The following is a 14,681-nucleotide window of genomic DNA, read 5'->3' as shown; positions in this document are numbered from 1 at the left end:
TTCTAGCGTCTTATTTTAACGAATCAAAAGTGAAGGTGGCTTTTTGTTGATGGGTTATTGAATTAAGCGCCTGTTCTGTTGCTTAATCAGTATCAACAGGACGCAGGAGTATAAATAATGAAAACCGCTTACATCGCAAAACAACGCCAGATCAGTTTCGTTAAATCCCATTTTTCTCGCCAGCTGGAAGAGAAGCTTGGCCTTATTGAAGTGCAGGCGCCGATTCTGAGCCGCGTGGGTGACGGGACGCAGGATAACTTGTCTGGTTGCGAAAAAGCGGTACAGGTAAAAGTGAAAACACTGCCAGACGCCCAGTTCGAAGTGGTTCATTCCCTGGCGAAGTGGAAGCGTCAAACCCTGGGACAACACGACTTCAGCGCGGGCGAAGGGCTTTACACGCATATGAAAGCCCTTCGCCCCGATGAAGACCGCCTCTCCCCCATTCACTCTGTCTACGTTGACCAGTGGGACTGGGAGCGCGTAATGGGTGACGGAGAGCGTCACGTCGGTACGCTGAAATCCACCGTTGAGGCGATCTACGCCGGGATCAAAGCGACCGAAGCGGCCGTGAGCAAAGAGTTTGGTCTGGCACCGTTCCTGCCGGAAACGATCCACTTTGTTCACAGTCAGGAGTTGCTGAGCCGTTTCCCGGATCTGGATGCCAAAGGCCGTGAACGCGCGATCGCCAAAGAGCTGGGCGCGGTATTCCTGATCGGCATTGGCGGGAAATTGTCTGATGGTAAACGTCACGACGTCCGTGCGCCGGATTACGATGACTGGAGCACCGTGGGCGAGAGCGAATATGCCGGTCTGAACGGCGATATTCTGGTCTGGAACCCGGTTCTGGAAGATGCGTTTGAACTCTCTTCGATGGGGATCCGCGTGGATGCTGAAGCACTGAAGCGTCAGCTGGCCGTGACCGGTGATGAAGATCGTCTGCAACTGGAATGGCACCAGGCGCTGCTGCGCGGTGAAATGCCGCAGACCATCGGCGGTGGTATTGGCCAGTCTCGTCTGACCATGCTGCTGTTGCAACTGTCCCATATCGGTCAGGTACAGTGTGGGGTCTGGCCGCAGCAGGTACGTGAGAGCGTCGGTTCTCTTCTTTAATTAACGTCGCCAGCGTCTGAGCAGGCGGCTACGCAACCCGGTATCAAAGCGCCAGATGTGATCGAAGATGCGCATGATGCCGGGTTTTCCATGTGCAGACATCGCCACGGCATGGAAACGGTGCTGGTGCACGCGCTGCATCTCCTTCACTTTATTCACGACGTCGTCCGGCAGCCGCTGGGCAATAAAATCGGAAATCACCACCGCATCCGCGTCGTACCAGTCTCCGCCCTGCATGCGCTCAATGATGCTGCGAAAACAGCTGGCCAGATCGGTGCCGCCGCGAAAGCGCTGGCTTAAAAAGCGGATCGCCTGCTCCAGCCCCTGTGGGCTGGTCAGTTCATACCCCACCACTTCGCTGGAAAATAACATGATGTAGCAGCGACGACGATCGGCGAGCGCCACGCGCATCAGAGCCAGGCAGAACGCTTTTGCACACTGCTCGTTAAATCCCCCCATCGATCCGGACGTATCTACGCAAACAATGAATGGACCGCGCGGTTGCTCATCAAAGTCCTGATGCACCACCGGGCGCTGGCTGATTTTTTCGCGCCAGGCTTCGCCATGCAACCGATAGGTAAGAAGCTGTTTTTCCACCAGCCGACGATAAAACTCATACTCCAGTTCGGTCATTCCCAGCGTGCTGAGTTCCGTAGGCAACAGGCGCAGGATATCATCGCTTTGCTGTAAGCCGTCCACCTGCTCCGGTACGGTGGACGGCTCGCGTACCAGCGTACGAAAGGTTTCCATCGGCGCATCTTTCTTTGGAACTGACCTGGCCTCCCGGGAACGACCAAGCTGTTCAGCAAGCTTCATCAGCTCCGGCTGTTGTGCCAGAAAGTCGCCGTACTTCACGATCAACTGATAATCGCCACGTTTTAACTGACCGGCACTCATATCCCAGAGTCGACCGGCGGCGTTTTCATTCTCCACCAGCACCTGTTCTAGCTGGCCGCTTAACGTCATCCGCTCCTGAACTTCGCTTAACAGCTGTTCGCGCTCTTCGTCCAGCAACTGCTGGTTGAGAGAGGTGGCCTGAACGACAAGACTGAGCCGCCAGCGCTGTAAAAACAGCGTATGCAGGGCGGGAGTAAAGCTGGGGTTGTCCGTGACCAGCGCTCTGGCCTGGCTGGCAAACGGGGAGTGAACGTTATCTAGCAGCGTCAGGGTTTGCTGTAGCTGGGCAATAAACTGCGGCGTTGAAAGCCGCTGGCACTGCTGGTAACCAGCCACTTCCTCTGTCAGTTCCGGCGGGACTTCCGTCTCCTTAAACCGCTGGCGCAGGTTATCGCGCCAGCGGGGAAGATCGTCCGTCATTGCCTTTCTGAGCTTCGGGAATTTTTCAAAGAAGGCCGCCAGCTGCGGTGAAGCGAGCAGGGTAATGACGACCTCTTCGATCAACCCTTCCTCGCTAACCGCCAGCATGACGTTAAGCGTGTCCAGCGTTAGCATTGACGCGCCTGTTTAATCTGCGCGCTGACATCCTGCAAGCTGGCTTCAATGCGACCTAACCAGTCGCTATGGATAAAGAGGCATTTCTGCTGCTCGCTGAAGCGCGTGTGCTGCTGATGCCATTCGTTATCCAGCGCTTCGAGCTGCTGTTTGATCTCCTCCGGAAGACTGTCAGAGGCCGTGCCCGGCAGCGCCAGGCGCGATCCCTGAAGGCTGACGTCGCGGATCACAAGGTGCTGGCTGCTGTCGACTTCCATCGACAGCGGCTGTGCAAAGCCGATACCGTTGAGTTTACCGCGGATCTCGCCGCCCTTATCCAGCCACTGAACCAGCGCAACGCGTTCGATCGTCACGTGCACCACCTGCATATCATGAAGCTTTAGCGGCTGCTGAAGAAGAAGCGTGAGCGAGGCGTCAGTCAGCTCGGCTGGCAGTTCATAGTGCGGTTTACGGGCAAACATCCCGCCAAGACGGTTCACCTTCAGCGCGGTTTTGTCACTTTGCTGCTGCTGAAGCTGAAGACGACGTTGGGCAATCGCCCCCAGTTGATTAAGCATGGATTGCTGACCCCACGCGTGCCCGGTCATCAAAACGTCCAGCTGCTGCTGCATCAGATTCATCCCTTCTGCGTCGTGCCACAGACAGTCTTTCAGCAGGATTAGATCGATGGGGGCGACAGCATCGCGGCCGCTGAACAGGGCGCTTGCCTGAAGCAGACGAATGGCTTTTTTCCAGCGACGGTCGGAGACGTACGGCGCGGAGGGCAATAAATCAAGCTGCTGGCGCAGCATGAAGATCAGCTCAAAGACGGCATCGGGCAGCTTAATTTTGCCTATCTCTTCCTGCCACTGGTCATACTCTTCGTCCGTGACCTGTAATGATGGTGCCACCGGATTTTCGTTTTCGTCCTGCTGGCTTACCAACATTGAGCGGAAGTTCGATTTGTCCTGGACTTTATCCAGCCACAGGCGGATCAGCATGCGGTCATACAGTGCTTCCAGGCTGCTGTCGGCTTCGGGAAGTTCGTTAGACGCGGCCACCAGCAACCGCATGGGGATCTTCTCTTCGCTCGCGCCGTTGCGGAAGCGGCGTTCGTTGATTGCCGTCAGCAGGGTATTCAGAATGGCCGGGCCGGCTTTCCAGATCTCATCAAGAAAGACGATTTCCGCTTCCGGGAGATAGCCCGCCGTCAGACGTTCATAGCGTCCCTCATCTTTTAACGCCTGAATGGAGAGCGGGCCGAAAACTTCTTCCGGCGTGGAGAAACGCGTCATCAAATACTCGAATGCACGAGCGTTCTGGAAAGCGAATTTGAGGCGGCGTGCGATCAGACTTTTGGCAATGCCCGGCGGACCCAGCAGAAACACGCTTTCCCCGCTCAGCGCCGCCAGTAAACAGAGGCGAATGGCGTGGCTACGCTCGTAAAGGCCTTTCTCCAGCGCACTGCTGAGGCGGGAAATTCTTTCTGCTAATAAATGTGAGTGAGCCATAATAGTTTTGCATCCTTTCGCCGTCGTGGCGGCTAATTGAAGCGAGTATAGACGTTTCGGTCTGGCCTGGTAATAGGCTGAAGTGCGGCGCTATTTTCTTTGCGCTACATTAATGCGGCTGCATTTAGGGGTACGATTTTGCATTGAATCGTGCATACTGTGCGCTTTTTGTGGGCCAAGGGACTAAGCACACATTTGTTATTCAAACGAAAAGACTAGTCTATGAGCACTGATAATAAGCAATCATTACCCGCAGTAACGCTTGCAGCGATCGGGGTTGTCTACGGTGATATCGGCACCAGCCCGCTTTATACGCTTCGTGAATGTTTGTCCGGTCAGTTTGGTTTTGGTGTAGAGCGTGACGCCGTATTTGGTTTCCTCTCGCTCATCTTCTGGCTGCTGATCCTGGTGGTCTCCCTTAAGTATCTCTCTTTCGTTATGCGGGCTGATAACGCGGGCGAGGGCGGTATTCTGACCCTGATGTCCCTTGCGGGGCGCAATACGTCTGCAAGAATGACCTCCGTGCTGGTCATCATTGGCCTGATTGGCGGCAGCTTCTTCTATGGGGAAGTCGTGATTACGCCAGCGATTTCGGTGATGTCGGCCATAGAGGGGCTGGAGATTGTCGCGCCACAGCTTGATACGTGGGTGGTGCCACTCGCTATTATCGTGCTGACGTTGCTGTTTGCTATACAAAAACACGGTACCGGGCTGGTGGGTAAGCTGTTCGCGCCTATTATGCTGGCCTGGTTCCTGATCCTGGCGGCGCTGGGCTTACGCAGTATTATTGCCAACCCGGATGTCCTGCACGCGCTGAACCCAATGTGGGCGGTGCATTTCTTCCTGGAATATAAAGTGGTGTCGTTTGTGGCGCTGGGCGCGGTAGTGCTTTCCATTACCGGTGTTGAAGCGCTGTATGCAGATATGGGCCACTTCGGGAAACTCCCAATTCGCGTCGCCTGGTTTAGCGTTGTTCTGCCTTCACTGGTGCTGAATTACTTCGGCCAGGGCGCGCTGCTGCTTGCCCATCCTGAAGCGATTAAAAACCCGTTCTTCCTGCTGGCGCCGGACTGGGCGCTGGTTCCGATGCTGATCCTGGCGACGCTGGCGACGGTCATTGCCTCTCAGGCTGTTATTTCCGGCGTATTCTCCCTGACGCGTCAGGCCGTGCGTTTGGGTTATCTCTCCCCAATGCGCATTATCCATACCTCTGAGATGGAGTCAGGCCAGATCTACATTCCGTTCGTCAACTGGCTGCTCTATTTCGCGGTGGTGATTGTTATCGTCAGCTTCGAGCACTCCAGTAACCTGGCGGCGGCGTACGGTATCGCGGTGACCGGAACGATGGTGTTGACCTCTATTCTCTCTACCACCGTGGCGTACCGTAACTGGCACTGGAATAAGTTCCTCGTGGGGCTGATCCTGGTTGGCTTCCTCTGCATCGACGTACCGCTGTTCTCTGCGAACCTCGATAAGATTGTCTCCGGTGGCTGGCTGCCGCTGACGCTGGGTCTGGTGATGTTCATCGTGATGACGACGTGGAAGAGCGAACGTTTCCGCCTGCTGCGTCGTATGCATGAGCACGGTAATTCTCTGGAGGCGATGATCGCCTCGCTGGAGAAATCCCCGCCGGTGCGTGTGCCGGGTACGGCGGTGTATATGTCTCGTGCGCTGAACGTGATCCCGTTTGCGCTGATGCATAACCTTAAGCACAACAAAGTGCTGCACGAGCGCGTGATCCTGCTGACGCTGCGCACCGAAGATGCGCCGTATGTTCACAACGTGCGACGCGTACAGATTGAGCAGCTGTCGCCAACCTTCTGGCGCGTGGTGGCAAGCTACGGCTGGCGCGAAACGCCGAACGTGGAAGAGGTATTCCACCGCTGCGGTCTGGAAGGGCTGAGTTGCCGCATGATGGAGACATCGTTCTTTATGTCGCACGAGTCGCTGATCATCGGCAAGCGCCCATGGTATCTGCGCCTGCGCGGCAAGCTGTATTTCATCCTGCAACGTAACGCCCTGCGTGCGCCTGACCAGTTTGAGATCCCGCCTAACCGCGTGATTGAGCTGGGGACGCAGGTCGAGATTTAAGTCCTTTTAAAAAATGCCGGGTGGCGCTGCGCTTACCCGGCCTACCAGATCCTCAACATACCCGCCAAAATCACCTCAATATTTCACTTAGCGAAACGTTTCGACGCCGATCACAAATCCGTTACGTCATGATGGTTTTCTGAACACTTCTGCGGCTACACTGTTTTTAGCGAAACGTTTCGCTAGTGGAGCAAAAAATGAAGAAAGGCACAGTACTCAACTCAGAAATATCATCGGTGATTTCCCGTCTTGGGCATACCGATACGCTGGTGGTTTGCGATGCAGGCTTACCGGTTCCGCGCAGCACAACCCGTATCGATATGGCGTTAACGCAGGGCGTACCCTCGTTCATGCAGGTACTGGAAGTCGTGACGGCGGAGATGCAGGTTGAGGCGGCCATTCTCGCGGCGGAAATCAAACAACATAATCCGCAACTCCACGAAACGTTGCTCAGCCACATTGAGCAACTGCAACAGCACCAGGGAAACACCATAGAAATTCGTTACACAACGCACGAGCAGTTCAAACAACAAACCGCAGACAGTCAGGCGGTGATTCGCAGCGGGGAGTGTTCCCCGTATGCGAATATCATTCTCTGTGCTGGCGTCACCTTCTGAGGCCATCATGGACGCATTACTGCAACTCAAAGGGATCGATAAGTCGTTCCCGGGCGTTAAAGCCCTCTCTGGCGCGGCGCTGAACGTCTATTCCGGGCGTGTAATGGCGCTGGTGGGCGAAAACGGCGCCGGCAAATCCACCATGATGAAAGTGCTGACCGGGATCTATCAACGCGATGCCGGTTCGCTGCTGTGGCTGGGTAAAGAGACCACCTTCAACGGCCCGAAATCCTCTCAGGAAGCGGGCATTGGCATCATCCACCAGGAGCTGAACCTGATCCCGCAGCTCACCATTGCGGAGAACATCTTCCTCGGCCGTGAGTTCGTGAACCGGTTTGGCAAAATCGACTGGAAAACCATGTATGCCGAAGCGGACAAACTGCTGGCGAAGCTGAATCTGCGCTTTAAGAGCGACCGACTGGTGGGCGACCTTTCCATCGGCGATCAGCAGATGGTGGAGATCGCGAAGGTGCTGAGCTTCGAGTCGAAGGTCATCATTATGGATGAACCGACCGACGCCCTGACCGATACCGAAACCGAATCCCTGTTCCGCGTGATCCGTGAGTTGAAATCCCAGGGGCGCGGCATTGTCTATATCTCTCACCGCATGAAAGAAATTTTCGAGATCTGCGACGACGTCACCGTCTTCCGCGACGGGCAGTTCATTGCCGAGCGTGAAGTGGCCACGCTGACCGAAGATTCGCTGATTGAAATGATGGTGGGACGTAAGCTCGAAGACCAGTATCCGCGTCTGGACAAAGCGCCAGGAGAGATCCGCCTGAAGGTGGATAACCTCTGCGGGCCGGGCGTGGATGACGTCTCTTTTACCCTGCGCAAGGGCGAGATCCTTGGCGTCGCGGGCCTGATGGGCGCGGGACGTACCGAACTGATGAAAGTGCTCTATGGCGCACTGCCGCGCACCAGCGGCTACGTTACCCTTGACGGCCATGAGGTGGTCACCCGCTCGCCGCAGGATGGCCTGGCGAACGGCATTGTCTATATCTCCGAAGACCGTAAGCGTGACGGCTTAGTGCTGGGCATGTCGGTAAAAGAGAACATGTCCCTGACCGCGCTACGCTATTTCAGCCGCAGCGGCGGCAGCCTGAAACATAAAGATGAGCAGCAGGCGGTCAGCGATTTTATCCGTCTCTTTAACGTTAAAACCCCATCGATGGAGCAGGCGATTGGCCTGTTGTCCGGCGGTAATCAGCAGAAAGTGGCGATTGCCCGCGGGTTGATGACGCGCCCGAAAGTACTGATCCTCGATGAGCCAACTCGCGGCGTTGACGTGGGCGCGAAAAAAGAGATCTATCAGCTGATTAACCAATTCAAGGCCGACGGTCTGAGCATCATTCTGGTCTCTTCCGAGATGCCAGAAGTATTAGGCATGAGCGATCGCATTATCGTCATGCATGAAGGGCATCTCGGTGGTGAATTCACTCGCGAGCAGGCCACCCAGGAAGTTCTGATGGCTGCCGCTGTGGGCAAGCTTAATCGCGTGAATCAGGAGTAAGAAGATGACTACCCAGGCTGTTTCTGGTCGCCGCTATTTCACAAAGGCATGGCTGATGGAACAAAAATCGCTGATTGCCCTGCTGGTGCTGATCGCGATTGTCTCGACCATGAGCCCGAACTTTTTTACCGTTAATAACCTGTTCAATATTCTTCAGCAGACCTCCGTCAACGCCATTATGGCGGTCGGGATGACGCTGGTGATTTTGACCTCGGGTATCGATCTGTCCGTCGGTTCCCTGCTGGCGCTCACCGGTGCGATTGCCGCGTCGATTGTCGGTATTGAGGTCAACGCGCTGGTGGCCGTTGCTGCTGCGCTGGCGGCAGGTGCGGCAATTGGCGCGGTAACCGGCGTGATTGTGGCAAAAGGCCGCGTACAGGCGTTTATTGCCACGCTGGTGATGATGCTGCTGCTGCGCGGCGTCACCATGGTGTACACCAACGGTAGCCCGGTGAATACCGGCTTTACCGAAAACGCCGATCTATTTGGCTGGTTTGGTATCGGACGCCCGCTGGGTATCCCGACGCCAGTCTGGATCATGGCTATCGTCTTCCTGGCGGCATGGTACATGCTGCATCATACCCGTCTGGGTCGTTATATTTATGCGCTGGGCGGTAACGAATCGGCAACGCGTCTGTCCGGTATTAGCGTCAACAAAGTTAAAATTATCGTTTACTCCCTGTGCGGTCTGCTGGCATCTCTGGCGGGCATCATCGAAGTGGCGCGCCTCTCTTCCGCGCAGCCAACGGCGGGTACGGGCTATGAGCTGGATGCCATCGCGGCAGTGGTTCTGGGTGGTACGAGCCTTGCGGGCGGTAAAGGTCGCATTGTTGGGACATTGATCGGCGCACTGATCCTCGGTTTCCTGAATAATGGCTTGAATTTGTTAGGTGTTTCCTCCTATTACCAGATGATCGTTAAGGCAGTGGTGATTTTGCTGGCGGTACTGGTAGACAACAAAAAACAGTAACTGACGACACTACAGGACATCTTAGATATGAACATGAAAAAACTGGCTACCCTGGTTTCTGCTGTCGCGCTGAGCGCAACCGTAAGTGCTAACGCCATGGCGAAAGATACCATCGCGCTGGTTGTCTCTACCCTGAACAACCCGTTCTTCGTCTCCCTGAAGGATGGCGCGCAGAAAGAAGCAGACAAACTGGGTTACAACCTGGTGGTGCTGGATTCTCAGAACAACCCGGCGAAAGAGCTGGCTAACGTTCAGGACTTAACCGTTCGTGGTACCAAAATCCTGCTGATCAACCCAACCGATTCCGACGCGGTCGGTAACGCCGTGAAGATGGCAAACCAGGCGAAGATCCCGGTAATCACCCTGGACCGTCAGGCGACCAAAGGCGACGTTGTTAGCCATATTGCGTCTGATAACGTACTGGGCGGCAAAATCGCCGGTGACTACATCGCGAAGAAAGCAGGTGAAGGCGCGAAAGTGATCGAGTTGCAGGGTATCGCCGGGACTTCCGCGGCCCGTGAACGTGGTGAAGGTTTCCAGCAGGCTGTAGCGGCGCACAAATTTAACGTGCTGGCGAGCCAGCCGGCAGACTTCGACCGTACAAAGGGTCTGAACGTCATGCAGAACCTGCTGACCGCGCATCCTGATGTGCAGGCGGTATTCGCACAGAACGACGAAATGGCGCTCGGTGCGCTGCGTGCGCTCCAGACTGCGGGTAAATCAGATGTGATGGTTGTCGGATTTGACGGCACGCCGGATGGTGAAAAAGCAGTAAATGATGGCAAACTGGCTGCGACCATTGCTCAGCTGCCTGAGCAGATTGGCGCGACTGGCGTGCAAACTGCCGATAAAGTGCTGAAGGGCGAAAAAGTTCAGGCCAAATATCCTGTTGACCTGAAACTGGTCATTAAGCAGTAAAGGCGATTCAGGCAGTCGCTGGCTGCCTGAGGGACACCAAATAAAAGAAAAGTGTGGCATACGCCACCGGGTAATACCGGTGGCGCTCTCAGATGGACACCTCAATACATGAAAACCGCAGGCAACCTCGTCGTCCTTGGCAGTATCAATGCCGATCACATTCTTAACCTTGAAACGTTCCCCACTCCGGGCGAAACCGTCACCGGCAATCAGTATCAGGTCGCGTTCGGCGGTAAGGGTGCAAACCAGGCAGTTGCCGCCGGACGCAGCGGGGCAAATATCGCGTTTATCGCCTGTACGGGTGATGACGATACCGGCGAGCGCGTACGCAAACAGCTGGCAAGCGACAACATCGACATCGCACCCGTCAGCGTGGTTGCAGGGGAATCTACCGGCGTGGCGCTGATTTTCGTCAATGCGGAAGGTGAGAATGTCATCGGTATTCATGCGGGGGCTAATGCCGCGTTAACGACTGAACGCGTCGAAGCGCAGCGTGGGATCATCGCCGGAGCGGAAGCTCTGCTGATGCAGCTAGAGTCACCGGTTGAAAGCGTGCTGGCCGCTGCGAAAATTGCGCATGAAAATCATACGTCTGTCGTACTTAACCCGGCGCCTGCCCGTGTATTATCAGACGAGCTGCTGGCGCTGGTGGATATCATCACCCCGAACGAAACCGAAGCGGAAAAGCTGACGGGTATCCGTGTCGAAAATGATGACGATGCCGCGCGTGCCGCGCTTGCGCTGCATGATAAAGGCATCGGCACCGTGATCATCACCCTCGGCAGCCGTGGGGTGTGGGCAAGCGTCAATGGCGAAGGCCGTCGCGTGCCGGGCTTTAAGGTCAAAGCCATTGATACCATCGCCGCAGGAGACACCTTCAACGGTGCGCTGGTAACGGCGCTGCTGGAAGGAAAAGCAATGGATGACGCGATTCGCTTCGCGCATGCCGCCGCTGCGATTGCGGTGACGCGTAAAGGCGCTCAGCCTTCTGTTCCATGGCGTAAAGAGATTGATGAATTCTTAAGTCAGCAGGGGTAACGCTTGGCCACAATGAAAGATGTCGCCCGTATGGCGGGCGTTTCTACCTCGACTGTCTCCCACGTTATCAATAAGGATCGCTTCGTCAGCGAGGCGATTCGGGAGAAAGTTGACGCTGCAATTAAAGAACTCAACTATGCGCCGTCTGCGCTGGCCCGCAGCCTGAAGCTTAACCAGACGCGCACCATCGGCATGCTGATCACCGCCAGTACCAACCCTTTTTATTCTGAACTGGTGCGCGGCGTGGAGCGCAGCTGCTTCGAGCGCGGCTACAGCCTGGTGCTGTGCAATACCGAAGGCGATGAGCAGCGCATGAACCGAAACCTGGAGACGCTGATGCAAAAACGCGTCGACGGGCTGCTGCTGCTCTGTACCGAAACGCATCAACCCTCGAAAGAGATCATTCAGCGCTACCCTTCTATTCCTACGGTCATGATGGACTGGGCGCCGTTCGATGGCACCAGCGATCTGATCCAGGATAACTCGCTGCTGGGTGGCGATATGGCGACCCAGCATCTGATAGATAAAGGCCATACCCGCATCGCCTGTATTACCGGCCCGCTGGATAAAACCCCGGCGCGCTTGCGTCTGGAAGGCTATCTTTCGGCCATGGAACGGGCGGGGCTTGCCATTCCTGATGGCTATCGCATCACCGGCGATTTCGAATTTAATGGTGGATTTGAAGCAATGCAGAAACTGCTGGCGCAAGAGTCGCGCCCGCAGGCGGTGTTTATCGGTAACGATGCGATGGCATTCGGAGCTTATCAGGCGCTGTATCAGGCGGGATTACGTGTTCCGGACGACATGGCGATCGTCGGTTATGATGATATCGAACTGGCGCGCTACATGACGCCGCCGCTGACCACCATTCATCAGCCGAAGGATGAACTGGGTGAGCTGGCCATCGATGTGTTGATCCACCGCATGGCTCAGCCCACGCTGCAACAGCAACGTTTGCAGCTTACTCCTGTTCTGATGGAACGCGGTTCGGTTTAGCCTTATCTTTATGACGCTCTTTAATCAGGTTCCGGCCGTCTTTTGGTTTTAACAACATAAAGACCACCGCCGATACCACGGTAAGCGCGCCCATGGTGATAAAGGTATAGTGGAACTGCTCAACGGTATTTGTACCGTCAAACCCTTCATAAAACCGCAGTACCGCCGCGCTCACGGCAACCCCGAGGCTGATCGACAGCTGTTGAGTGACCGCCAGTACGCTGTTGCCGCTGCTGGCATTCTCGTCGGTGAGGTCCCCAAGGGTGATGGTGTTCATCGACGTAAACTGCGTCGACATGGCCATACCCAGCACAAACAGCGGCAGGATCAGCATCCAGATGGGTAACGCCGCAGATTGCAGGGAGAACTGCGCAATCATCAATCCAATAAAGATCGTCACGCCAACCAGCGTCTTACGATAGCCAAACCAGCGCAGCACCTGCGTGACCGTCGATTTTGCCAGAATTGAGCCCATCGCTGTGGGGGCCATCATGCAGCCAGCAATCAGGGCCGGATAGCCGAAACCGACCTGGAGCATCAGCGGCATCAGGAACGGTACGCAGCCCGTGCCCAGACGCGAGGCAATATTGCCCGCGATCCCGACGGAAAACGTTCGGGTGTTAAACAGAGATAAAGAGATAAGCGGTGTCGGATGGCGACGCGCATGACGGATATATAGAAGGAACAGCAGAATACCGCTAAGAATGATGGCCAGCGCCAGCCACGTCGCTACGATTTTCTCGCCAAACAGCTCCATCCCGCTGGAGAACAGGACCAGGCTCAGGCCAAACAGGAAGAAGCCGCCCATATCAAAGCTGCGTCGTGGTGTGGTGAAGTTCGGCATATATTTGCGGGCATAGATTAGCCCTGCCACACCAATCGGAATATTAATCAGGAAGATCCAGTGCCAGCTTGCCCAGGTCACCAGTACGCCGCCGAGAACCGGGCCAAGTATCGGGCCGACCAGCCCCGGCATAGTCACAAAGTTGAGCACCGGGAGCAGTTCGCTGCGCGGATAGGCGCGCAATAACGCCAGACGCGCGACGGGCATCATCATCGCGCCGCCTATCCCCTGTAGAACGCGGAAGATAACCAGTTCCGTCAGAGAGGTAGAGAGGGCGCAAGCCAGAGAACCGAGGGTGAACAGCGTCACCGCCAGCATAAACACTTTGCGCGTGCCGAAACGATCGGCCAGCCAGCCGCTGACCGGAATGAGCATCGCCACCGTCAGGGTATAACTGATGATGGCGGATTGCATCGCCAGTGGGGAGCGGTTAAGGCTTTGGGCTATTGCGGGAAGGGCGGTATTGAGGATAGTGGCATCCAGTGCCTGCATAAAGAACGCCATGGCTGCAATCCACGGCAATCCGGCCATACTGCGTGCTTTTTTCTCTGTCATTTATTTACCTGCTGGTGGGTTGGCGCGGCCAGCAACGCCTGGCACGCACTCAGGGCTCGCTGCCCGTCGCTTTCCTGAATGGCATCGACTATCGCCTGATGCAGATCCAGCTTCACCACCTCATCCTGTGTGATAGAGGCAAAGTAAGTGTGGTACACAGAATGGAATAAAGAAGCAAAGGAGGTCAGGAAAGGATTTCCGCTCATATTATAGATATGTTCATGCCAGGCCATATCGACCTCTATCCAGCGCTCGCGGTTAAAGTGCTTTTTCAGATCCACCATCTCTTCCATAAAAGTATTGAGCTGCGCTTTTTGCTCTGCTGTGCCGAGCGTGGCGGCAAGCAGACAGGCCTGAGGCTCAAGACTGCTGCGCATGACCAGAAAGTGATCGACGACCTGATTAAAGTTATCTTCGGTCATCCACCAGGTGAGTAACTCCTGATCGAGAAAGTTCCAGTTCCCCTGAGGCATAACGCGGGTGCCAATGCGCGGGCGTGGAAGCACCATCCCTTTCGCCGTTAATGTTTTTACCGCTTCGCGAACGGCGGTACGGCTTACACCAAACTGATCCCCCAGCTCCATCTCGCTGGGCAGGATGCTACCTGGGGCATATTTACCCGCTAAGATCAGCTGAGCCAGCTTTTCTGCCAGCACATAGGACAGGTTTTTTTGAGCTGCCAGCTGTTGTGCGCTTAATGGCATCGCTTTTATTCCTTAAATATTGATGCGGCTAATTATGCCATCTCAGGTGTGATTGTGGTTGCAGATACATCAATTAGAACAATTTGTAGCTTGATCTCATCGCTTTTGGTGAAAAAAAACACGGTCAGAAACTTTTTTTAAATTACCTCTTGTCACTTCAGAAGAACTCCCTATAATGCGCCTCCACTGACACGGAACAACGGCACGCAAGCCGCCGGGTCAGCAGAGAAAAGCAAAATAAACGCTTGACTCTGAAGCGGGAAAGCGTAATATGCACACCCCGCGCCGCAGCGAAAACGTAGCGGCACTGCTCTTTAACAATTTATCAGACAATCTGTGTGGGCACTCAAAGTGACATGGATTCTTAATGTCCTCGGACGAAA

General features: G+C 55.3%; 12 protein-coding genes. 8 read left to right on the top strand and 4 right to left on the bottom strand.

The window, feature by feature from the left end; translation table 11 throughout:
* The first annotated feature begins 117 nt into the window (after positions 1-117).
* Entirely contained in the window at positions 118-1,110 is a 993-nt protein-coding gene (gene asnA / locus IM282_RS14390; protein WP_003862385.1) for an aspartate--ammonia ligase, read from the top strand.
* Here asnA and viaA read toward each other — a convergent pair whose 3' ends face one another.
* A complete protein-coding gene (gene viaA, locus IM282_RS14385; protein ID WP_048966198.1) occupies positions 1,111-2,562 on the bottom strand; it encodes an ATPase RavA stimulator ViaA in 1,452 nt (483 codons plus the stop codon).
* A complete protein-coding gene (gene ravA, locus IM282_RS14380; protein ID WP_022649869.1) occupies positions 2,556-4,052 on the bottom strand; it encodes an ATPase RavA in 1,497 nt (498 codons plus the stop codon). The genes viaA and ravA overlap by 7 nt, the downstream gene beginning before the upstream one ends.
* A 222-nt stretch (positions 4,053-4,274) precedes the next feature.
* Here ravA and kup point away from each other — a divergent pair, with 222 nt between their 5' ends.
* The 7 genes from kup (at position 4,275) to rbsR (ending at position 12,195) form a co-directional block, all read left to right on the top strand.
* Entirely contained in the window at positions 4,275-6,143 is a 1,869-nt protein-coding gene (gene kup, locus IM282_RS14375; protein WP_192970513.1) for a low affinity potassium transporter Kup, read from the top strand.
* Between the two features lie 197 nt (positions 6,144-6,340).
* Positions 6,341-6,760 carry a D-ribose pyranase gene (gene rbsD, locus IM282_RS14370; RefSeq protein ID WP_003862392.1) on the top strand — a complete coding sequence of 140 codons (420 nt, stop codon included), beginning with the start codon at positions 6,341-6,343 and terminating at the stop codon, positions 6,758-6,760.
* A 7-nt stretch (positions 6,761-6,767) separates the two neighbouring features.
* Positions 6,768-8,273, top strand: coding sequence for a ribose ABC transporter ATP-binding protein RbsA (rbsA, locus tag IM282_RS14365; protein WP_022649867.1), 1,506 nt, complete (start codon positions 6,768-6,770; stop codon positions 8,271-8,273).
* Positions 8,274-8,277: 4 nt separating this feature from the next.
* Complete coding sequence (gene rbsC / locus IM282_RS14360; RefSeq protein WP_022649866.1) at positions 8,278-9,243, top strand: ribose ABC transporter permease; 966 nt, start codon at positions 8,278-8,280, stop codon at positions 9,241-9,243.
* Positions 9,244-9,270: 27 nt separating this feature from the next.
* Positions 9,271-10,161: a ribose ABC transporter substrate-binding protein RbsB gene (gene rbsB / locus IM282_RS14355; protein WP_003862397.1), complete on the top strand. Its 891-nt coding sequence runs from the start codon at positions 9,271-9,273 to the stop codon at positions 10,159-10,161.
* A 108-nt stretch (positions 10,162-10,269) separates the two neighbouring features.
* Positions 10,270-11,199, top strand: a complete 930-nt coding sequence (gene rbsK, locus IM282_RS14350) for a ribokinase (RefSeq protein ID WP_003862399.1) — start codon at positions 10,270-10,272, stop codon at positions 11,197-11,199.
* A gap of 3 nt (positions 11,200-11,202) precedes the next feature.
* Positions 11,203-12,195 carry a ribose operon transcriptional repressor RbsR gene (gene rbsR, locus IM282_RS14345; RefSeq protein WP_074143179.1) on the top strand — a complete coding sequence of 331 codons (993 nt, stop codon included), beginning with the start codon at positions 11,203-11,205 and terminating at the stop codon, positions 12,193-12,195.
* Here rbsR and mdtD read toward each other — a convergent pair.
* Both mdtD and IM282_RS14335 read right to left on the bottom strand, forming a co-directional pair.
* Positions 12,161-13,594 (bottom strand): multidrug transporter subunit MdtD, encoded by a 1,434-nt coding sequence (gene mdtD, locus IM282_RS14340; protein ID WP_022649863.1) that lies wholly within the window; start codon positions 13,592-13,594, stop codon positions 12,161-12,163. The genes rbsR and mdtD overlap by 35 nt on opposite strands.
* A complete protein-coding gene (locus IM282_RS14335) occupies positions 13,591-14,298 on the bottom strand; it encodes a FadR/GntR family transcriptional regulator (protein ID WP_023298937.1) in 708 nt (235 codons plus the stop codon). The genes mdtD and IM282_RS14335 overlap by 4 nt, the downstream gene beginning before the upstream one ends.
* Positions 14,299-14,681: the final 383 nt, after the last annotated feature.

Source organism: Enterobacter cloacae complex sp. P29RS, from assembly GCF_014893445.1.
GTDB classification, from domain to species: Bacteria; Pseudomonadota; Gammaproteobacteria; order Enterobacterales; family Enterobacteriaceae; genus Enterobacter; species Enterobacter intestinihominis.
The sequence above is the reverse complement of the archived record's forward strand: the minus strand, read 5'-3'. Positions and strand labels throughout refer to the sequence as shown.

Bases quoted from the DNA above. Each gene is read 5' to 3' on its own strand.
- asnA (WP_003862385.1), top strand. From the start codon at position 118: ATGAAAACCGCTTACATCGCAAAACAACGCCAGATCAGTTTCGTTAAA.
- viaA (WP_048966198.1), bottom strand. From the start codon at position 2,562: ATGCTAACGCTGGACACGCTTAACGTCATGCTGGCGGTTAGCGAGGAA.
- ravA (WP_022649869.1), bottom strand. From the start codon at position 4,052: ATGGCTCACTCACATTTATTAGCAGAAAGAATTTCCCGCCTCAGCAGT.
- kup (WP_192970513.1), top strand. From the start codon at position 4,275: ATGAGCACTGATAATAAGCAATCATTACCCGCAGTAACGCTTGCAGCG.
- rbsD (WP_003862392.1), top strand. From the start codon at position 6,341: ATGAAGAAAGGCACAGTACTCAACTCAGAAATATCATCGGTGATTTCC.
- rbsA (WP_022649867.1), top strand. From the start codon at position 6,768: ATGGACGCATTACTGCAACTCAAAGGGATCGATAAGTCGTTCCCGGGC.
- rbsC (WP_022649866.1), top strand. From the start codon at position 8,278: ATGACTACCCAGGCTGTTTCTGGTCGCCGCTATTTCACAAAGGCATGG.
- rbsB (WP_003862397.1), top strand. From the start codon at position 9,271: ATGAACATGAAAAAACTGGCTACCCTGGTTTCTGCTGTCGCGCTGAGC.
- rbsK (WP_003862399.1), top strand. From the start codon at position 10,270: ATGAAAACCGCAGGCAACCTCGTCGTCCTTGGCAGTATCAATGCCGAT.
- mdtD (WP_022649863.1), bottom strand. From the start codon at position 13,594: ATGACAGAGAAAAAAGCACGCAGTATGGCCGGATTGCCGTGGATTGCA.
- IM282_RS14335 (WP_023298937.1), bottom strand. From the start codon at position 14,298: ATGCCATTAAGCGCACAACAGCTGGCAGCTCAAAAAAACCTGTCCTAT.